Origin of the sequence: Pseudarthrobacter sp. AB1, assembly GCF_014926485.1 — a bacterium.
GTDB lineage: Bacteria > Actinomycetota > Actinomycetes > Actinomycetales > Micrococcaceae > Arthrobacter.
Map to the genome: position 1 here is coordinate 1 of NZ_PZKO01000050.1, position 19,379 is coordinate 19,379.

23 protein-coding genes are annotated in these 19,379 nt (G+C 62.7%); 12 read left to right on the plus strand and 11 right to left on the minus strand.

The genetic code is table 11. From position 1 onward, the window contains the following. The 4 genes from DAD99_RS12590 to DAD99_RS12605 form a co-directional block, all read left to right on the plus strand. Positions 1-495 (plus strand): transposase (locus DAD99_RS12590; RefSeq protein ID WP_193340411.1); only part of this gene is annotated, 495 nt, incomplete at its 5' end. A gap of 301 nt (positions 496-796) precedes the next feature. Then, positions 797-2,236 (plus strand): IS1380 family transposase, encoded by a 1,440-nt coding sequence (locus tag DAD99_RS12595; protein WP_193341821.1) that lies wholly within the window; start codon positions 797-799, stop codon positions 2,234-2,236. Between the two features lie 406 nt (positions 2,237-2,642). Next, positions 2,643-3,194, plus strand: coding sequence for a flavin reductase family protein (locus tag DAD99_RS12600; protein WP_193341822.1), 552 nt, complete (start codon positions 2,643-2,645; stop codon positions 3,192-3,194). A gap of 230 nt (positions 3,195-3,424) precedes the next feature. Then, complete coding sequence (locus DAD99_RS12605) at positions 3,425-3,601, plus strand: CsbD family protein (RefSeq protein WP_193341823.1); 177 nt, start codon at positions 3,425-3,427, stop codon at positions 3,599-3,601. A 176-nt stretch (positions 3,602-3,777) separates the two neighbouring features. Here the strand turns inward: DAD99_RS12605 and DAD99_RS12610 are convergent, their stop codons facing one another. The 3 genes from DAD99_RS12610 to DAD99_RS12620 all read right to left on the minus strand — a co-directional run bounded on the left by DAD99_RS12610 (position 3,778) and on the right by DAD99_RS12620 (position 9,065). Next, complete coding sequence (locus DAD99_RS12610) at positions 3,778-6,273, minus strand: ATP-dependent Clp protease ATP-binding subunit (protein ID WP_193341824.1); 2,496 nt, start codon at positions 6,271-6,273, stop codon at positions 3,778-3,780. Between the two features lie 219 nt (positions 6,274-6,492). Further along, the gene (gene ilvD / locus DAD99_RS12615) at positions 6,493-8,196 is read right to left on the minus strand and encodes a dihydroxy-acid dehydratase (RefSeq protein WP_193341825.1); all 1,704 of its coding nucleotides are present in this window, start codon (positions 8,194-8,196) and stop codon (positions 6,493-6,495) included. An 83-nt stretch (positions 8,197-8,279) separates the two neighbouring features. Next, a complete protein-coding gene (locus DAD99_RS12620; protein ID WP_309233262.1) occupies positions 8,280-9,065 on the minus strand; it encodes a DUF6671 family protein in 786 nt (261 codons plus the stop codon). 439 nt (positions 9,066-9,504) lie between these two features. On the opposite strand from DAD99_RS12620, the gene DAD99_RS12625 reads away from it, so the two are divergent. Both DAD99_RS12625 and DAD99_RS12630 read left to right on the plus strand, forming a co-directional pair. Next, positions 9,505-10,449 (plus strand): sodium-dependent bicarbonate transport family permease, encoded by a 945-nt coding sequence (locus DAD99_RS12625; RefSeq protein ID WP_193341826.1) that lies wholly within the window; start codon positions 9,505-9,507, stop codon positions 10,447-10,449. Between the two features lie 5 nt (positions 10,450-10,454). Continuing rightward, positions 10,455-10,757: a P-II family nitrogen regulator gene (locus tag DAD99_RS12630; protein WP_069952889.1), complete on the plus strand. Its 303-nt coding sequence runs from the start codon at positions 10,455-10,457 to the stop codon at positions 10,755-10,757. Between the two features lie 69 nt (positions 10,758-10,826). On the opposite strand, the gene DAD99_RS12635 is transcribed toward DAD99_RS12630, so the two are convergent. The 3 genes from DAD99_RS12635 to DAD99_RS12645 form a co-directional block, all read right to left on the minus strand. Continuing rightward, complete coding sequence (locus tag DAD99_RS12635) at positions 10,827-11,309, minus strand: universal stress protein (protein ID WP_193341827.1); 483 nt, start codon at positions 11,307-11,309, stop codon at positions 10,827-10,829. After that, positions 11,299-11,772, minus strand: coding sequence for a hypothetical protein (locus DAD99_RS12640; protein WP_193341828.1), 474 nt, complete (start codon positions 11,770-11,772; stop codon positions 11,299-11,301). Before DAD99_RS12640 ends, DAD99_RS12635 begins: the two co-directional genes overlap by 11 nt. A 130-nt stretch (positions 11,773-11,902) precedes the next feature. Next, complete coding sequence (locus tag DAD99_RS12645) at positions 11,903-12,241, minus strand: helix-turn-helix domain-containing protein (protein WP_193341829.1); 339 nt, start codon at positions 12,239-12,241, stop codon at positions 11,903-11,905. 102 nt (positions 12,242-12,343) lie between these two features. On the opposite strand from DAD99_RS12645, the gene DAD99_RS12650 reads away from it, so the two are divergent. Beyond that, positions 12,344-13,333 carry a TerC/Alx family metal homeostasis membrane protein gene (locus DAD99_RS12650; RefSeq protein ID WP_193341830.1) on the plus strand — a complete coding sequence of 330 codons (990 nt, stop codon included), beginning with the start codon at positions 12,344-12,346 and terminating at the stop codon, positions 13,331-13,333. A 299-nt stretch (positions 13,334-13,632) separates the two neighbouring features. Here DAD99_RS12650 and DAD99_RS22045 read toward each other — a convergent pair whose 3' ends face one another. Beyond that, the gene (locus DAD99_RS22045) at positions 13,633-14,199 is read right to left on the minus strand and encodes a recombinase family protein (RefSeq protein ID WP_193341831.1); all 567 of its coding nucleotides are present in this window, start codon (positions 14,197-14,199) and stop codon (positions 13,633-13,635) included. Between the two features lie 113 nt (positions 14,200-14,312). Between DAD99_RS22045 and DAD99_RS12660 the strand changes: the two genes are divergently transcribed. The 3 genes from DAD99_RS12660 (at position 14,313) to DAD99_RS12670 (ending at position 15,123) form a co-directional block, all read left to right on the plus strand. Beyond that, entirely contained in the window at positions 14,313-14,546 is a 234-nt protein-coding gene (locus tag DAD99_RS12660) for a hypothetical protein (RefSeq protein WP_193341832.1), read from the plus strand. Between the two features lie 237 nt (positions 14,547-14,783). Next, a complete protein-coding gene (locus DAD99_RS12665; protein ID WP_193341833.1) occupies positions 14,784-14,945 on the plus strand; it encodes a hypothetical protein in 162 nt (53 codons plus the stop codon). Continuing rightward, complete coding sequence (locus DAD99_RS12670; RefSeq protein WP_193341834.1) at positions 14,935-15,123, plus strand: hypothetical protein; 189 nt, start codon at positions 14,935-14,937, stop codon at positions 15,121-15,123. Before DAD99_RS12665 ends, DAD99_RS12670 begins: the two co-directional genes overlap by 11 nt. Before the next feature lie 396 nt (positions 15,124-15,519). On the opposite strand, the gene DAD99_RS12675 is transcribed toward DAD99_RS12670, so the two are convergent. From DAD99_RS12675 to DAD99_RS22180, 4 genes are all read right to left on the minus strand, one after another. Further along, positions 15,520-15,876, minus strand: coding sequence for a hypothetical protein (locus DAD99_RS12675; RefSeq protein WP_193341835.1), 357 nt, complete (start codon positions 15,874-15,876; stop codon positions 15,520-15,522). 169 nt (positions 15,877-16,045) lie between these two features. Beyond that, on the minus strand, positions 16,046-16,204 hold the full coding sequence (locus DAD99_RS21745) for a hypothetical protein (RefSeq protein WP_227007985.1): 159 nt from the start codon (positions 16,202-16,204) through the stop codon (positions 16,046-16,048). 168 nt (positions 16,205-16,372) lie between these two features. Next, positions 16,373-17,287 (minus strand): tyrosine-type recombinase/integrase, encoded by a 915-nt coding sequence (locus DAD99_RS12685; protein WP_227007986.1) that lies wholly within the window; start codon positions 17,285-17,287, stop codon positions 16,373-16,375. An 87-nt stretch (positions 17,288-17,374) separates the two neighbouring features. After that, complete coding sequence (locus tag DAD99_RS22180) at positions 17,375-17,713, minus strand: GrpB family protein (protein WP_309233263.1); 339 nt, start codon at positions 17,711-17,713, stop codon at positions 17,375-17,377. Positions 17,714-17,870: 157 nt separating this feature from the next. Here DAD99_RS22180 and DAD99_RS12695 point away from each other — a divergent pair, with 157 nt between their 5' ends. Continuing rightward, positions 17,871-18,371, plus strand: a complete 501-nt coding sequence (locus DAD99_RS12695; RefSeq protein ID WP_193341837.1) for a TIR domain-containing protein — start codon at positions 17,871-17,873, stop codon at positions 18,369-18,371. Between the two features lie 159 nt (positions 18,372-18,530). After that, a complete protein-coding gene (locus DAD99_RS12700; protein ID WP_193341838.1) occupies positions 18,531-18,989 on the plus strand; it encodes an HIT family protein in 459 nt (152 codons plus the stop codon). Positions 18,990-19,379 lie beyond the last annotated feature (390 nt).

Here is a 19,379-nt window from a genome sequence, read left to right on the forward strand (position 1 = left end):
AAGATCTTCCTGCGCGCCGAACCGCTGCACCCCGGTGCGACACCGACCCTGCTCGACATCGACGGTCACCGCGTAACAGCGTTCCTGACGAATGCCCCACGCTGGCACGGACCGTTCCTGGACGCCCGGCACCGGGCCCGCGGCCGGGCCGAGAACCGCATCAAGACGCTGAAAAACACCGGCCTGAGCAAGCTCCCCTTCTTCGATTTCGCCGCGAACCAGGCCTGGGCGAACCTCGCGGTCCTGGCCGCGAACCTGGTCTCCTGGCTCCAGCTCACCGCCCTGCCCGACGGCCACAAAGCACGGGGCTGGGACATCAAACGCTGGCGCTACCGGCTCTTCGCCACCGCCGGCAAGATCATCACCCGCGCCCGCCGGACCCACCTGCTGCTGCCCGACGCCGCACCGGAGAAACCCCTCATCGCCGCACTGCTCGAAGCGATCAGCCGGATCGCCGCAGCCGCTAACCGCCCCGCACACCTGCTGCGGACCTGACACCGCAGCCCCCGTCAACCAACGAGCCGGAAAGAGCACGCCAACGGGATCAGTGGAAGCCCGCGCCCCGCCCCGCGACCCCGGGGCCCTTCAGCCACGCCCAAAATCCGATCCAGCCCGCCGGGACGACAAAAACCCGGACCCGGCGCCCCGACCACCATCCGATGAAAAATCCGGGCTAGCCCGGGGTTTTCATGAGGGTGGCGTTCCTGGGCGTGGTTAAACGACGAAAGGTGCTTCTGAGCTGGGAAAATAGTGTTGTTGACGCACTTTTCTGCCGGCTGAAAGAAGCACCTTTCTGATGTCCAAGATTACCGGAGTTTTTCCGTCCCTTCTTGTTGCCACGACGGAGCAGTCGCTGGTCTCCCACGCCGGGCTGAACGTCGTGACGTCTTTCGTTGACGCGCTCGGGTTCCGCGGCTTGTGCGAGGACCGTTTGGGCCAGTTCGTCCCCTCCGGGGCGCGGCACCGGCCCGGCACGATCCTGGGCTCGTTGGCGGTCATGCTCGCCGGCGGCGGCGAGCACGTCTCCGATCTGGACATCCTGCGGACCGGTGCCGGAGTCTTCGGGAACATTGCTTCGAACGCGACGATCTCGCGGTTCTTCGAGCGGACCGTGACCAACCCGGACCTCTTCAGCTACGGCTTCGCGACGTTGACCCGTGAGCTGCGTTCACGGGCGTGGGAAGCGGCCGGAGACCGCAACCCAGCCCTGAAGGCCACCGCCCGTGATCCGCTCATCATCGACCTCGATGCCACCCTCGTCACCTCCCACAGCGACAAGGAACAAGCCGTCGGAACCTACAAGGGCGGGTACGGATTCGCACCCTTTGTTGCCAGCGTCGATTACGGCGCAGGCAACGGGACCGGGGAGATCCTGGCGGCACTCCTGCGTCCGGGTAACGCCGGGGCCAACAGCGCCGATGACCACATCAAGATCTTCACCCAGGCCATCGCCCAGCTTCCCGACGGCTTCTACGACCAGCAGGGAAAACTCATCGGCGAGAAAATCCTCGTGCGCACCGACAGTGCCGGGGCATCCCGAAAATTCCTGCACTACCTCTCATCGTTAGGCGTGCAGTTCAGTGTCTCCTACCCCGTCCCGGTGATGAAGGCCAACATGGTCGCATGGATCAACGACAAACAGTACTGGCAGCCCGCGCTCGACCAGACAGGTGACGAACGCACGGATGCGTGGGTCGTGAACGCCACCGACGTCCTCGGCCTCACAGACTACCCGGCAGGGACAAACCTCTACCTGCGGGCCGAGCCCCTGCACCCTGGAGCGCAGTCGACCCTGCTCGATGCCGCCGGGCACCGCGTCACAGCTTTCCTGACGAACTCACCATGCTGGCACGGGCCCGCACTGGACACCCGGCACCGGGCACGGGGACGGTGTGAGAACCGGATCAAAACCCTGAAGAATACCGGGCTCGGGAAAATGCCGTTCTTCGACTTTCACGCCAACCAGGCCTGGGCCAACCTCGCCGCACTGGCCATGAACCTGGTGTCCTGGCTGCAGCTGGCCGCCCTGCCAAGCGGACACACAGCCCGCGGATGGGACATAAAACGCTGGCGGTACCGGCTCTTCGCAACCGCCGGGAAACTCATCACCCGGGCCCGGCGGACCCGGCTACTGATCCCCGACAAGGCCCCGGAAACCGGCACGATCACCACGCTCTTGGCTGCCATTTCCGAGCTGAAAAACAGCCTCCGACAACGGGTCCGGCTTCCGGCCTGACAACCACCCGGCCGGCACCTTCAACCCCCAAAAGACCCATCGGAGACGTGGAACCCGACGCCCACCCAGCGACAAACGGCCCCACCAGCATGCCCAAAACCACAAAATCCAACCCGGACTCGACTCAACCCAGGACCTGGCGATCAACCCAACCCTCATGAAATATCCGGGCTAGCGGTGCTGCGGTCCCGTTGGGGGAACGCTGAGCGTGTGATTTTCCGGGCCGTGACAGCGGACGCCAACCACCCGAACAAATTCTGCTGGTCTATCTCTGTCGTAGCAGAAGAGGGCACCTGCTGAAGCTACGCGTCAGCATCAGGGGTCGGCCGTCCTTTCCAGCCGCAACGACCACCAAGGCCTCGTCACGATCGGCCCTGATGTGTTCACCGCGTGAAACGATGTGCTGATGGAGACTCCAGGGACGTTGGACGCGCATCGCCTGGGCGACGAACCGCCTTCCGAAGCGGACATCGATCTGTACCGCGTGCTCAGCGCGGACATCTCAGCCGGCGTCGCCGTGGTTTCTACATCGCTGCACAAGCGCGACTACGCAGCAACAGTGACTGCTTTTCTCTCGGTCTCCTATGATCCGCCGACGATGCTTGTCAGTCTCTACGCGGGCTCACGCATTGGCGAAGCAATTGCCACGACGGGTACGTGGGCGTTGAGTCTGCTGCGCAGCAAGCACCAAGGCGCGGCGGATTGGCTGGCCAGTCCAGTGACCCCCGTTGAGGGCCTGCTGTCCCAGGTTCCCTACCGCCGTGGCCCCGCCACCGGATCGGTGATCCTCGACGGATCGATCGCGTACTTCGAGCTGCGAACGGTTGCCATCCATCCGGCGGCAACGCATCTGCTCATCGTGGGAGAGGTACTTGCGATGGGTAGTGACGCTCCAGCGGCGGAAGTACCGGACCCGCTCATACATTTTGCTTCTGCCTACCACCGGCTGGCGCCCTAGAAGTTACCCACAAAGGCGGCGAAGACCACTGATCTCCCGGGCTGCCACCGGGACCGCACACGGCGCCCCGAGCTGGACCCAAACCCACCAATGCCGGAGGCGCAGGGCACTTCAAATGGCGGATGGGTCCAGTTCTGCCTCTTATGGCGGGTCGGGGTCTGTCCGTACAATGAATTGTCGGCCTCTTACGGCATTCACGTCGACGGGGCGGCCAACTAAGGAGACCCACCATGGGTTTGGGTGAGAAGATCCATAACGCTGCCGAGAAACTCCACGGCAAGGGCAAAGAAGCAGCAGGCGATGCCACCGGCAACGACCGGCTGAAGGCTGAGGGCAAGGGCCAGCACGTCAAAGCCGACCTGAAGCAGGCCGGCGAAAAAGTCAAAGACGCCTTCAGGAAACACTGATCCACGAGGCCGGAAGGCGGGGGTGCAGTCCGGGCGGGCCGCACCCCCGCCTTGGCCACGCCGTAGCAGCACCCCGGCTGGATCTTCAGGCCGTCATGGAATCCTTCGCCTGCAGGGCAGTGTGGTGAGACGCCGGACTTCAGTCCGCCTCAACGGCGGTCAGACGTGGTTGCTGTTCAGGTCGCGGCCGGCAGTGCGTCCGGGATCCGTGGTTTCATGTTTCCTGTGAAGGTGAACGTCGCGTCCTCGCCCTCGCCGGCAACGTCGACGGCGATGATCTCGCCGGGCTTGATTTCGCCGAAGAGGATCTTCTCGGATAGCTGGTCCTCGATCTCGCGCTGGATGGTGCGGCGCAGCGGCCGCGCACCCATGGCCGGGTCGTACCCGCGGGTTGCCAGGAGCACCCTGGCGGCCGTGGTGAGCTCGATGCCCATGTCCTTGTCCGCAAGGCGCTGCTCCAGGCGGCCGATCATCAGGTTCACGATCTGGATGATCTCGTCCTGGGTCAGCTGCGGGAAGACGATGACGTCGTCCACACGGTTCAGGAACTCGGGGCGGAAGTGCTGCTTGAGCTCTTCCGTGACCCGGGCGCGCATCCGGTTGTAGCCGGTCTGCGTGTCCGTGCCCGACTGGAAACCGGTGGCAACGCTCTTGGAGATGTCCCGGGTGCCCAGGTTGGTGGTCATGATGATCACGGTGTTCTTGAAGTCCACCACCCGGCCATGGCTATCGGTCAGACGGCCGTCTTCCAGGATCTGCAGGAGTGAGTTGAACAGGTCCGCATGGGCCTTCTCCACTTCGTCGAAGAGGACCACGGAGAACGGACGGCGCCGGACCTTTTCGGTCAGCTGCCCGCCCTCGTCGTAACCGACGTAGCCCGGAGGGGCACCGAAGAGCCGCGACACCGTGTGCTTCTCCGAGTACTCGGACATGTCCAGGATGATCAGGGCGTCCTCTTCACCGAACAGGAACTCGGCAAGGGCCTTGGCCAGTTCGGTCTTGCCGACGCCGGTGGGGCCGGCCAAGATGAACGAGCCGCCCGGACGCTTCGGGTCCTTCAGGCCTGCACGGGTGCGGCGGATTGCCCGCGAAACCGACCTGATGGCCTCGTTCTGGCCCACCACGCGCTGGTGCAGCTCGTCTTCCATCCTCAGCAGACGGCTGGATTCTTCCTCGGTCAGCTTGAAGACCGGGATGCCGGTGGAATTCGCCAGCACCTCGGCGATCAGATCCTCATCAACTTCGGAGATGTCGTCCATGCCGCCGGTCTTCCAATGGCGTTCCTTCTCTCTGCGCACCGCGACGAGCTTTTGCTCCTGGTCGCGCAGCGCTGCGGCACCCTCGTAATCCTCCGCATCCAACGCGGACTCCTTCTCCAGCTTCATGGCAGCGATGCGCTCGTCCATCGCCTTCAGCTCCGGCGGTGCCGTCATCCGGCGGATGCGCAACCGGGCGCCGGCCTCATCGATCAGGTCGATGGCCTTGTCCGGCAGGAAGCGGTCCGAGATGTAACGCTCCGAGAGATTCGCGGCGGCGACCAGCGCGCCGTCGGTGATGGTGACCCGGTGGTGCGCCTCGTACCGGTCACGCAGGCCCTTGAGGATCTCGATCGCGTCGGCCACGGAGGGTTCCTTGACCTGGATCGGCTGGAAGCGGCGCTCCAGGGCGGCATCCTTCTCGATGTGCTTACGGTAGTCATCCAGGGTGGTGGCACCAATGGTCTGCAGCTCGCCCCGGGCCAGCAACGGCTTCAGGATCGACGCCGCATCGATCGCGCCCTCGGCCGCACCGGCACCGACAAGGGTGTGGATCTCATCAATGAACAAAAGAATGTCCCCGCGGGTGCGGATCTCCTTCAGGACCTTCTTCAGCCGCTCCTCGAAGTCACCGCGGTACCGGGAACCGGCCACCACGGAGCCCAGGTCCAGCGTGTACAGCTGCTTGTCCTTGAGGGTCTCCGGCACGTCGCCGCGGACGATCGCCTGGGCGAGGCCCTCGACGACGGCGGTCTTGCCGACGCCGGGCTCACCGATCAGCACCGGGTTGTTCTTGGTGCGTCGGGACAGGACCTGCATGACGCGTTCCATTTCGGATTCGCGCCCGATCACCGGGTCGAGCTTGTTCTCGCGCGCGGCCTGGGTCAGGTTGCGGCCGAACTGGTCCAGAACCACGGAACCTGCAGGAGTTACCTCCGTCTGGCCCGGGCCCTCGCCTGCGCCGGTGGTTTCCTTGCCCTGGTAGCCGGAGAGGAGCTGGATGACCTGCTGCCGGACCCGGTTCGGGTCCGCGCCGAGCTTGACGAGCACCTGCGCGGCCACACCCTCACCCTCACGGATGAGGCCGAGAAGGATGTGCTCGGTGCCGATGTAGTTGTGCCCCAGCTGCAGGGCCTCGCGCAGGGCCAGCTCCAGCACCTTCTTGGCCCGCGGGGTAAAGGGAATGTGGCCGGACGGAGCCTGCTGGCCCGGGCCGCTGATCTCCTGCACCTGCCCGCGGACGCCGTCCAATGAAATGCCCAAGGACTCAAGAGATTTGGCGGCAACGCCCTCACCCTCGTGGATCAGACCCAAGAGGATGTGTTCAGTACCGATGTAACCGTGGTTCAGCATGCGTGCCTCTTCCTGGGCAAGCACAACCACGCGACGGGCACGGTCCGTAAATCGCTCAAACATTTCACCACACTCCTGGCTGCCGCCTACCTTGATGCTACGTCGCCTCAGACCCACATGGGGGGTGTTCGCCGAGAGGCAGGATATTAGAGCGCCAGGAAGGCAGATGTCATTTTCCGAAGTGGTCTGCACGGAATTTCAGAAGTCCTCTGCACGCGTCTCCAGCTGGGGTGATTCTCAACGTAGTCACCGTCCGTGGATCTGTAAATGGGTGCTAGTGCTTTACCCGCAGTATGCGCCGGTGGAGGCGCTGTGCACGAGTTTGGCGTACTTTGCGAGCACGCCCTTGGTGAACTTGGCCGGCAGTGGCTCCCAGCCGATCTTGCGGGACTCGAGCTCAGCTTCGTCCACCAGCAGGTCGAAGGTCCGTGCTGCGATGTCCACACGGATGCGGTCCCCGTCCTTGACGAAGGCGATGGGTCCGCCGTCGACAGCTTCAGGGGCAACGTGGCCGATGCACAGGCCCGTGGTGCCGCCGGAGAAGCGGCCGTCGGTGAGGAGCAGGACGTCCTTGCCGAGGCCTGCGCCCTTGATGGCGCCGGTGATGGCGAGCATTTCGCGCATGCCGGGGCCGCCCTTGGGGCCTTCGTAGCGGATGACCACCACGTCGCCCTTGTGGATGGCGCCCTTGTCCAGCGCGTCGAGTGAGCCCTGTTCGCGCTCGAAGACGCGGGCGGTGCCTTCGAAGACGTCGGCGTCGAAGCCTGCGCTCTTGACCACAGCACCTTCGGGCGCCATGGAGCCGTGCAGGATGGTGATGCCGCCGGTTTTGTGGATGGGGTTGTCCATGGCACGGAGGATCTTGCCGTCCAGGTCCGGCGGGTTGATCGCGGCGAGGTTTTCTGCGACGGTCTTGCCGGTGACCGTGAGGCAGTCGCCGTGCAACAGGCCGGCGTCGAGCAGCGCGCGCATGATGACCGGCACGCCGCCGATCTTGTCCACATCGGTCATGACATAGCGGCCGAACGGCTTCAGGTCGCCCAGGTGCGGGATCCTGTCGCCGATGCGGTTGAAGTCCTCAAGCGTCAGCTCAACCTCAGCTTCGCGGGCGATGGCCAGCAGGTGCAGGACCGCGTTCGTGGAACCGCCGAAGGCCATGGTGACAGCGATGGCGTTCTCGAACGCCTTTTTGGTCAAGATGTCCCGGGCGGTGATGCCGAGGCGCAGCAGGTTGACCACGGCTTCGCCGGACTTGCGCGCAAACTGATCACGACGGCGGTCTGCCGAGGGCGGGGCGGCGGAGCCGGGGAGGGACATGCCCAGGGCCTCGCCGACGCAGGCCATGGTGTTCGCGGTGTACATGCCGCCGCACGCGCCTTCGCCGGGGCAGATGGCGCGCTCGATGCGGTCAAGGTCACCCCTGCTCATCTTGCCGGCGGCGCAGGCGCCCACGGCCTCGAAGGCGTCGATGAGGGTGACTTCCTTTTCTGAGCCGTCCTCCAGCTTGACCCAGCCCGGCATGATGGAACCGGCATAGACGAACACGCTGGCCAGGTCCAGGCGGGCGGCTGCCATGAGCATGCCCGGCAGGGACTTATCACAGCCGGCCAGGAGGACCGAGCCGTCGATGCGCTCGGCCTGCATCACGGTTTCCACGGAGTCGGCAATGACTTCGCGGGAGACCAGGGAGAAGTGCATGCCGTCATGGCCCATGGAGATGCCGTCCGAGACGGAGATGGTGCCGAACTGCATCGGGAACCCGCCGGCGGAGAAGACACCTTCCTTGGCGCTCTGGGCGAGACGGTTCAGGGAGAGGTTGCAGGGAGTGATTTCGTTCCAGGAGCTTGCCACGCCGATCTGGGGTTTGGCGAAGTCATCGTCCCCCATACCCACAGCGCGGAGCATGCCACGCGCTGGGGCCGCATGAATGCCGTCGGTAACCACCCGGCTGCGGGGCTTGAGGTCCACTAAATGTGATGGTTGCATATCTTTCCTCCGGTGTTGATTTGAAGCTACGTGTCGCTCTGAACGCCGTTGGGCAATGGGACGCGTCGAGGTTATGGGCAGTGTTAGGGGTTGCAATATTTGCAAAAACGCGGGTCGGCGCGTGGTGGGTCAGTTACGTCGCGGGTGGAGCGGTGCCCGCAGGTGAGGCATCCATGAATCTCGGCGCGGGTCTCGCTCGTTGGCTCGCCGCAGCCCGTGCACGGGAGTCCTGCCACTCGCTCCACTTTCCAGAATCCCGGGGTGTCGCAGGACGGACATCTGGAGCGAAGTTTCTGTGCGAGGTTTTCGGCCGCGAGACGGATGGTTTCCATGCGCGTCGGATTGGCGTTGGCGCGCATGTCGGTCTCGAGAAAAACCTTGCCGTTGGCCGATCGGGCCAGCGCCCTCGAAAAGGCGAGCTCCAGCTCGGGCCAGGCGGCGATTCCCTTACGGATGCGGGGGTCGTGCTCGCCGTCCGGGCGAACGACCAGGTGGTGTTCGGGGAACTTCGATTCGCGGGCGAACGTTTGGGCCTCCGCCCAGTCCGCGGTCAGCAGGTGGAAGAAGTTCGTCTTGCCTTCAGCTGTTCCAACGACCTCCAGTTCGCGCTCACTGTCGATCCAGATCATGAGTTCGATGTTCCAGGGGAACATCCCCATGTACGGATTCGGGCCAAACGAGCCCTCGTTGGCGATACCCAGCGGCAAACCCGACAATTCCATGCCCACCTGCGCCTTCTTGCGCGCAGCCTCGAGCTGTGAGCCGGCGCGGGGGACCTCGCGGGTGAAAGTACCGAGCAGATCCGTGTCGTAGCCCGTGACGTGTTCGAGCCGGCAGCCGAGCGCACGCTCGAGCACCGGGACGATCACCCGCTCCTTGCCATGCTGGGTAAGCAGAGAAATCCGTTCACCGGAATAGACGGAGGGGGGGTTGAATTGCCGGACTCAGTGCTGATCACAACTGACCTTTCACTCCAGGGGGAACGACTGGGAACCGCAGGTTTGCGGGATGAGTGGCACATCCGGTGACGGCTGCTGCTCCTGCAATTCTCCTCACCCATGCCGACGTTTTCACAGCACACCTGTCATGTGCACGCGATGAGGTGGAAAAGTCCCTGTGGCCGTCCCGCAACCGCAGATGTTAGGTGCCAGAATACATGAAGTTTGTCTCATGAATCATATAGCGTGTATTAATGGCACTGCCGGCATACCGGTGGCGTCGAACGGATTACAGCCGAACGATGCAGGTATGGGCCGTTGACCGCGCTCCGGTTTCACAACAGCCGGAAACGAACAAGAGAGTCACCGCATGATCGATCCCATCATCCTTTTCTTCCTGCTTGGCGCCACGGCGGGCCTCCTGCGTTCGGAGCTGCGTCTACCGGCTGCGATCTACGAGTTTGTCAGCATCGTGCTGTTGCTGGCCATCGGCCTCAAGGGCGGTATCGAACTGGCCAGGCAGCCTTTCGGCAGCCTGCTGCCGCAAATGCTGGCCGTGGTGGCGCTGGGCTTTTTCCTTTCACTGGCTGCCTTCCCCGTGCTGCGCTACCTGGGCCGCTTCAAACGCGCGGATGCGGCTTCCCTCGCCGCCCACTACGGCTCGGTGAGCGTAGGCACCTATGCCGTGGTGGTCGCCTATCTCGGCAGCCGCCAGATCGCGTTCGAAGAGCACATGCCCCTGCTTCTGGTGTTGTTGGAAGTGCCGGCCATCATTGTGGGAATTGTCCTCGCGCGGGGCCTCTCACGCGAAACCCGGTGTAGGTCGGTTGCCCACGAGGTTTTCCTGGGCAAAAGCATTGTGCTGCTACTGGGCGGGCTGCTCATCGGCTGGGTAGCCGGGCCGGACGGGCTGTCGCCGATCGAGCCGTTGTTCTTCGATCTCTTCAAGGGGATCCTGGCCCTTTTTCTTCTGGAGATGGGGCTGATCACCGCGACACAGGTAGGAAGCCTGCGCCGGTACGGGCCATTCCTGATGGCCTTTGGAATTGGCATGCCGCTCTTTTCCGCCCTGGTGGGGACCGGGCTAGGGTGGGTCCTGGGCCTCTCCATAGGCGGTACGGCCGTTCTTGCGACACTGGCGGCGAGTGCTTCGTACATCGCGGTTCCGGCGGCCATGCGCATCTCCGTACCCGAGGCCAATCCCACCCTGTCGCTGGCAGCCTCACTGGGGATCACATTCCCGTTCAATGTACTGTTTGGTATCCCGATCTACCATGCACTGGCCGTGTGGGCACATACTTTCGCGAAAGGATGAGACCGATGCAAAGGCATACACGCAAGCTATTGACCGTCGTCACCGAAGCAGCACTTGAGGCCACTCTCACCCGTGAGATCGACCGGCTCAATGCTCACGGATACACCATCACCGACGCCCGCGGCAAAGGCCACCGGGGCGTCCGCAGTGCCGGCTGGGAGGCGAACAGCAACATCCGCATTGAGGTGGTGTGCGACGAAGAGACGGCCAGCGCAATTTCCGCCTACCTTCAGGAGCACTATTACGAGGACTACGCCATGATTCTGTTCGTGAGTGACGTCGACGTTTTGCGCCCGGAGAAATTCTAGACCCTGATCGGGCGGCGCTCGCTCCGGACCGATGCAAAGGAGTCAATGGATGCCCCGAGTGCCGTGGCTTCAGCTCCGAGGACGCACCACCAGGACGGGGCAGGCCGCATGCCGGACGCACTGGTCACCTACGGAGCCGAGCAGTATCCCGGCGAGACCGCCGCGACCGCGCGATCCGACAACCAGCATGCGGGCGTTTCGTGAGATGTCAATGAGGCTCTTGGCTGCGCTGGAGTGAACGGCTCTGTAGCTAATGGGGACCATCGGGTATTTGTAGACGGTCATGCGTGCATCCTGCACGAGCTCCACATATACCGCCGCGGCGTACTCATCAAACGAGGACACGTACCCGAACTCCCAATCGGGCGGCCGCGGGGCAGTGGAGAGAGACCAAGCGCGCACGATGACGATGACGACAGCGACCTGCAGCTCGTCCGCGAGCCCAAGAGCCGTGGCCAATGCATAATCTGCACCGTCAGATCCATCGTGCCCTACCACGATGCTGTTGCCCGGTGCCGGATTCAGTCCATCAACCGACTTTTCATGGCTCACTGATGGTTCTCCATGCTGTCGGAGGTCGCAACAACGCCGGCTGCCGACAGGCGATGGCCCCGCGGCCGAGCGCCAGACGATTCACTGCTGAGGCAATGCGACGGGTCCGCCCGGACTCAGAGCCGCCGCCCCGGTAGGTCATCAAGACAGTTTCAAATGTGACTCCGGTGTGGTCCAAGGCCTCGTGCCCGAGGCGCTCCAATCGGAGCATCTCCTGTTGCCTGCGTGCGGTGACGGACCGGACCAGGGCGGCGTCGGTTGTGAAGCCCAAACGGGGCCGGGCGAGAGCGATCAGCAGGCGGGCACCGGCGCTGCGCGCCTGTGCGGCCGCCGCGGCCAGAATGTCAGCGGCGTCGGACTCGGCCACGACGACGATGAGATGCACCGGCCCTGCGGAATCCGCAGTAGTGGCGGGAACACCGGCTGGAGGTGGCGGTCTGACATGGGCCTCTCGATTATTCAAGAGCGAGCTCCTTCCAGACCGACTCAGCTCAGCCGTGCCAAAGACACTCCGGCCGACCGTCCCGCCACCTAAAGCAGGTAGCGTACGATTCAACTAATGAACTCAGATTAGCGAACTGTAGTTCAGGTGTCTAGGGTTGGGAGGTGGATTCCGGGACCAGGACCGCGAGGAGTTCGTCCAGTTCGTGGCCGGCATCGACGGGATGGCGGAAAGGACGACCGGTGGCGACGGTGTAGCTATTGCGCCGTCCAGCACGGGTTCTGGTGATATAGCCAGCCTCCACAAGGTCAGCAGTTATCTTTTGCGCAGCACGCTCCGTAACCCCCACCCGGGTGGCGACGTCGCGCATCCGGATCTGCGGATCGCGGGCGATAGTGAGCAGGACGTGGGCATGGTTGGTGAGGAACGTCCACTGCGTCTCGGCGGCGGCCCCGGAGGGTGTCCCTGAGTCAAAATCCTTGGTTGCCATTTCAAGGACAATAGTCCATCGGACCCGCAGGCGCCCGGTCGGCGGCCGGGAGCGCAGGGAAAGCAATCAGCCAGTTTCAGTTGATGACAAGAAAGGCCACCAATGCTCGAAGTCAGTGTACTTCGCTGGACTATCACCATCGGACTTATTCTCGGGCTGCTCGCCCTGGATCTTGGACTGGCTGCCGCACGGCCGCACGTCGTGAAGTTCCGCGAGGCCGCAATTTCATCGATTCTCTATATTGCCGTGGCCATTGCCTTCGGACTGGTCTTCGCAATGCAGGTTGGCTGGGACTACGGCGCGGAATACTTCGCCGGCTACATCGTCGAAAAAAGCCTCTCCATCGATAACCTCTTCGTCTTCGTGATCATCATGTCGACCTTCGCCGTCCCCGAGAAGTACCAGCAGAAAGTCCTGATCTTCGGCATAGCAATGGCTCTGGTCCTGCGGGCGATCTTCATCGCCCTGGGCGCAGCACTGCTCCAGCTGTTCTCCTTCATGTTCCTGATCTTCGGCCTGATCCTGATTGTGACGGCTGTGCAGCTTTACCGGCACCGCAACGCCGACCCGGATGTCCATGACAACGTGCTGGTCCGGGTGGCCCGCCGCGCGCTGACCGTCACAAAGGACTACGAGGGCGGGCGGATGTTCACGCGCAGCGCCGGCCGTAGGGCAGTGACGCCCCTGTTCATTGTGCTGCTCGCAATCGGCAGCACCGACCTTCTGTTCGCGCTCGACTCAATCCCGGCTATTTTCGGTATTACCGCCGAACCGTATATTGTCTTCACCGCCAACGCCTTCGCCCTGCTAGGGCTGCGGGCACTGTTCTTCCTCGTTAAGGGGCTTCTGGACCGCCTGGTCTACCTCTCCACAGGTCTGGCGCTTATTCTGGCATTCATCGGCGTGAAACTGGTTCTGCACTGGGGGCGCGGCATCGATGGCCGCGTGCCGGAGATCAGCACCAACATCAGCCTCATCGTCATCGCAGTTATCCTGACAGTGACCACAGTCGCAAGCCTGATCAAGGTCCGCAGGGACCCCACCGCACGCGCCCACTCCGGCTCGCTGACAGCGGCGGACCCGTCCGATTAGACCGGACCAGCTGACCAGGCACATGAACTCGTTGGTCATCGGCGGAACAGTTTAGCGGCCGGCTGACACTACGTGCCCTGCTCGACGAAGCAGATTTGACGAGCCGCCTGCGTGGATCCAAATACCTGGTCCATTGGCTGCTTTACCCGCCTCTGGCCCCGATCAATCCAGTGCTGGCGGTGGCCAGCAGCAGTCGAAGCCGGGTAGCATGCCGGGCACCGAGCATGGGAGTGACGGGCCCGGCCATCCGCCGCGGACCCGCTCGAAAACCTCCATTCCAAAAATTTGGTTCCGCATGTCTAGCCTCTTGAGAGGACCTTTGTCCCGTCCGGGCGCAGTTCGCCGGTGGGTGACACGTGCCGATAGTGGGTCTGCCGGGTGATTCCGAGTTCGGTGCAAACGTCACTGACTTTGGTTCCAGGCTGGCCCATGGAAGCCTTAGCGAGACGGAGTTTCGCTGGGGTCATCTTATAGGGACGTCCCCCGTTCCGGCCGCGGGCCCTCGCTGAGGCAAGGCCCGCGATGGTGCGTTCGGAGATCAGTTCGCGTTCGAATTCAGCGAGGGCGGCGGAGATCCCGAAGACCAGCTTCCCGGAGGCGGTCGTGGTGTCGATGGCCGCCCCCTGGCCGGTGAGGAACCAGATCGGCCGGCCGCATCCGAACGGCGTGTTTTCCAGCCGCTGGCGAAGCCGCGGGACCGCCGTTATGCGCCGGGCGAGGAGGTCGAGCGCCCGCGCCCGGTCGAGGCCGCCCCGCGCCTCGAGAAGCAGCACCGCGCCAACCTGCAGCGGTGTGGACCCGCGCTCGGACACCAGCGACATCAGGTCGTCGGCGGTGACCCGGATGATCGGCGGGGGCTGGCTCATGGTCCGACGGTACACCCAAGCAGGCACCCCGACGATTGCCGCTACCCGGTCGACACGCAGGCCGGCCTGCCGCCGCCGCTTCCCCAGATCGCCCGGCTCCTAGACTGGCTACCGTGGCCCAGCATCCGAAGTCGATTACACGCTACGAGGCCGTCATCTTCGACATGGACGGTGTCGTCACCGACACCACCGTCGTGCACGCCGCCGCGTGGAAGCGTCTGTTCGACGAGGTGCTACCCATGCTGGCGCCGGAGGCTGCACCCTTCGACGAGGTCGAGGACTACCGGCGCAGCGTCGATGGCCGCCCGCGCGAAGCCGGCGTGCGCACCTTCCTTGCTTCGCGTTAACGTGGTCCTTATTCCGTTGCTCGTCCTGCTACTGCTTCTGTCTTCGATCAAAGTGTGGAAACGCGGGTAGCTTCCGTTCGCATGATCACGAATTCAGCCAGAACCCGTCAAGGTGGGGCCAAAAATTTCCGTCCCGCCGGTGCCAGATGATCCGATGAACCAGCTGGCCCTTGTTGTACTGTCCCTATTTGGTCAGATGGAACGCACCTACTCGGCCGAGCGTGCGCGCAGCCGCCCGTGGTCGACGCGGATAAGCTCGAACACGCTGCCATAGTCCGGGACAAAGGCTCCTCCATGCCGGAGATCACCGCCAAGACCTGCCTGAAACCCACCACCTTGTACCGGCACCTGCCACCGCGCTCCCCCACCACCGATCTGAGAACTAAGAATGTTGTCTGACACGGCCACACTGAGTTTTACCCTGACGTACGCCGGTACCCTGGCGGTGGCCCTGCTGATGTTCATCGGGCAGCTGACCGCGTTTGGCATACTCCTGGCCCTCGTCGGGACCGCACGACTCGTGGCGTATCCACTCAAGACAGCGGCGCGATCATTCACGAAACCTGACCACCCATGAAAATGGCCCCGGTATTGCTCCGGGGCCATTCGTGTTCACTCCACCTGAGTCCGGCCGGGCCACGGCGTAGCCGGCTGACCCGGCGTCGCGGATGCGGCACCTAAGCTGGGGGCATGAATAAGACCAGAAGAGACGGTCGCTGGGGGCAGCAGTTTTTTCTCTTAGCGGCGTCGGTTCGGCACTTACCGCAGACGGCAGGTGGTACCTCATTGTCGGGGCCATCATCCTCCTTCGTGCCGGGGTCGCCTGTGGCTCGCGGGCAATCCTGACCGCCCGCTCCCTGGACGACTCACACACCGCGGGATAAACACCTTTCCTGTGTACAGCAGAGCGGCCAGCGCCCATCGGGTGCCGGCCGCTACTGTTTTCCCCTCCCCCGGGGGCTGCCGGGAAGCCTCACCCGCGGTCATCCCGAAGTCGCCGCACGATCGACGAGCCTGCGACGGTCATCAGCGCGAAAACAACGCCGGCGAGGCCGCCGATCCAAGATCCAACGAACAAACCGACGCCCCGAAGGTCCAGTCCCCGACCTTCGGACAGGCCGGGAACGTAGGGAGGCGGGAACAGCTTTGCCACCAGCCCGCCGGCAAGTACCGCGTAGATGAAGCAGCCAAGAATGCCGAGGATCAGGTATCGAGGCACCCACGCTGTGGACAACCTGTTGTGGGCGATAATTCCCGCAGTCATCAGGAGAACGCCAGGGGCGAGCGACAGCACCCAGAACGCGACAAGCTCGAAGTCGTTGTAATCCAATCCCTTTTTCCCCCTCGTTCAAGAACCGTCCGCCAGCCTAGCGGCCACAACCGAGGGATCTATGCCAGTGCCCGTGCGAGGTCGTAGCCGCAGGTTGCCCGTGGCCGAAAAGAGGGCCGGCGCAATGCCGGCCCTCTGTACTTGTGTCGCCTCAGCCTTCGATGCTTGGCTAGGCCGTTTTCCGCTCCAGTCGCCAGGTGCGGGTGGTTAGACCTGGGACAAAGTCCCACTCCTCCTTGCAGGAGTCGCAGAGGAGGCGCACGTCGTGCTCCCGGAAGCCCGGGATGTTGTCGTGCTCCTCGATGACCTGGCCGTTCCGCACGGGCACGCATGCTCATACCTCTCTGTGTTCCCAGGACCTGCCCCGAAGCCGGAATGACCCTCCCCAGAGGATTGTCGCTTTTCGGTGCGGATACCCCGCTCACTTTCACTCATGGTCTGCACCCTAATAGGAGGAGGTGCAGGTCCCTATGTAGCCGCTGCAACAAGACGAGCTCTATGCCAGAGCCCGCGCTACGTCGTAGCCGGCTGATTTCAGCAGGTTGTTCCGTGCTCTGTCGTAGCGCCTGGTGGTGCGGGGATCAGCGTGGCCCATGCTGTCCTGCAAGGCGTGCAGCGAGGTTCCGCTGTCCAGGGCGATCGTGGCGAAGGTGTGCCGCAGACTGTGCGGACTGATCTGGCCCTCTATACCGGCACGGCGGGCCAGCCGTTGCACAGTACGGAATGCCTCCGAGCGGTTCCATGGTTTCCCGGTGGCAGTGGTGAAGAGCGGGAGGCTCTGCGCATGACCCAGAACCAGGTCGGCGCCACTGGTTCCCAGGTAAGTATTGAGCGCCACCACAGCAGGAGCCGGTACAGCCACCTTGGCGGACTTGCCTCCCTTGCGCCTGATGTTCAGCGTGCGGTGTCCTGCGTTGTGGCCGTAGTCGGCGGTGCTCGCGTTCAGCGCTTCGCTGATGCGGACGCCGGTGAAGACGAGCAGGTTCACCAGGGCAGCTGACCTGAGACCATCTCTGTGAGCCACCGCCAGCAGAGTCTTCGCCTGCTCGCGGTTCAGCCCCTGGGTCGAACTGTGGTCCGCGTCCACAGTCGGCCGGACGATCATCTCGACAGGGTTCCGGTCTAGGACGTCCTCAGACATTGCGTACCTATAGAAGCTGGACACCGCAGCGAGCGTCCTGGCCACCGTCGTCGGAGCCCCTTTCAACGTGTGGCGGTAGCCGTCCACATGCACACGGCGGACCGTGAGCAGATCCAGAGTGTGACCATCCAGCCAGAGACAGAACCCGGTGAGATCTCGGGTATAAGCGGTCAAGGTGTGGGGCGAACTCTGCGCCAACTGCCACGCCGCAATAATACTGGCGTGTCGATCCCGATTACTGGCGGGCGCGGTGTTATAAGCGAGGTCCATAATTGACCCTCTCACATAATCCACATCATAAGCGACATTATGGTGTGGATTTGGAGCGTGTCGGAAATTCTTCAAAAATGCGCAGTTTCAGCCCATTTTCGCTTGACGCGCGTAATGGCCCTCGTGTAAGCATTCGCGCACATAGAAAAAAGCAGCCGGAAAGTCTGGTGCCTTCCGGCTACTTCCTTTATTATCCTGATGGTTTGTCGGTGGCTGCTTACCTTTCCCATTTGTAGGGGGCAGTGGACCCGTCCTCGATGATCTGTCTGTCCCGCTAATGTCCAAGGTGATGTCGTGAACTGTCATAACGATGTCGATGATTGGTTTCGCTGCAAGCCCAGGAACTGAAGTCGACCCAATGTGTTCAATTTCGACCTCTGCTGCCGAAAGCGCATCGCCAATCCGGCGCTGGTGATCGAGGTACAATACCCGACCGTCATGAAATATCCGGACTAGACGGAAATGGAACCTACGACGAACCCCGTGACGAGCTTGTCGACGTTTGTCAGAGACCGCGGCTATGGTTGTCGCATCAAGCGAGTCTCATTTTCGAGGTTAGCAAGCACTATCGGGGAGATTGCACATGAGCTACCGGAACAAGACCTACGTGGCGTTCGCGAGTGAAGACATCTTGTCGTACCGGCTTATGGAGGCGTGGAGAGAGAATAGGCACATCGACTTCAATTTCTACGACGCCCACGACCTCTTTGTTGCCCGTGACACAAGCAAACCTGAGACCATCAAGAGAAACCTTCGCGAGCGGATGAAGAATGCAAAGCAAATCGTTCTCTTGGGAAGCCCGGCCACGAAAAAGAAGGGCGGTGACGGAGTTTCATTCCTAGCCTACGAGCTGCAGGTGGCGTTGGAGTTGAATCTACCTATCGTCGTCTCCCACCTGGACGGGTCGCGCAAGGGCAACAGTGCCAACTATCCTAAGCCGCTCACCGATGCCGACTATTACACGATCTCGGTGTCGTTCCAGCCAAAGATCATCAAATACGCCCTCGACACCTACGTCCCCAGATTCGCGGCCAGCGCTGCGACCGGTGAGCGAATCTACATCGGCAGTGAGTACGCCGACTAGGGACTGTAGAGCATTCGCCGTGGAGAAAACCCTAGCGCGTCAAATGAAGGTGCTGGGCCAGCGGTCGTGCCCGCGCGTGGCGTCAGCCATCCACCCGGATCAGCAAAGTAAAAGCAGTCTGCCAGAATTCCATGTATTCCTGACCTCATTGGTGGTCTCATGACCGAAAGTAGCCTAGAGCTTCCCAACGACGAGCCCTGTGCTTTCTGCGACTATCTCAGTGGCAAGAGGGCCTTTACCATTCTCTGCCGCACTAACCTGATCGCGGTCCTTGTAACACGGGATCAACGAGGCGTAGGCCATCTCCTCGTCATTCCCACCCGCCATTTTCCAACACTGCTAGAAGCAACAGGCGAGGAGCGCCACGCTCTTATTGACACCGTTGCTGCAGCTGCCGCAGCGATCGATAAAGCGTACGAACGACCAGGAATTGCTGTTTGGCAGAACAACGGAACCGCTGCGCACCAAGCCATCGCGCACCTCCATTTCCATGTGGCCGGCACACTTCCGGGCGGCGGTACAAACTTTGGAGAAGTGCCAGAGCTCACCGTCGAACAAACAGACCAAATCGCGCGACACCTAGCAGAAGCAATTACGTCGCCAATCTGCCAACCATGACACGACGCCCGCGTAGCAGCGTCGCCGCACCAACGAGCAGTCCAGCCCGACCGTTACGTTAAAGAGTGCAGACGACTTCGGACATTCCGAAACTAGCCCGGATTTTTCATGATGCTCGGGTTGGCCGTCGGGTTCCGGTTTGATTCTGGTTCGGGCTGATTTTCTGGTTTTGGGTGTGCTGGCAGGGCCTGGTGTCGCTGGTTGGGCGTCGGGTTCCACGTCTCCGATGGGTCGTGCTGGTGGTTGAAGGGCTGGCCGAGTGGTTCTCAGGCCAGAAGCCGGTCCTGTTGTCGGAGGCTGTTTTTCAGCTCGGTTATAGCGGCCAGGAGCGTGGTGATCGTTTCGGTTTCCGGTGCTTTGTCAGGGATCAGCAGCCGTGTCCGCCGGGCA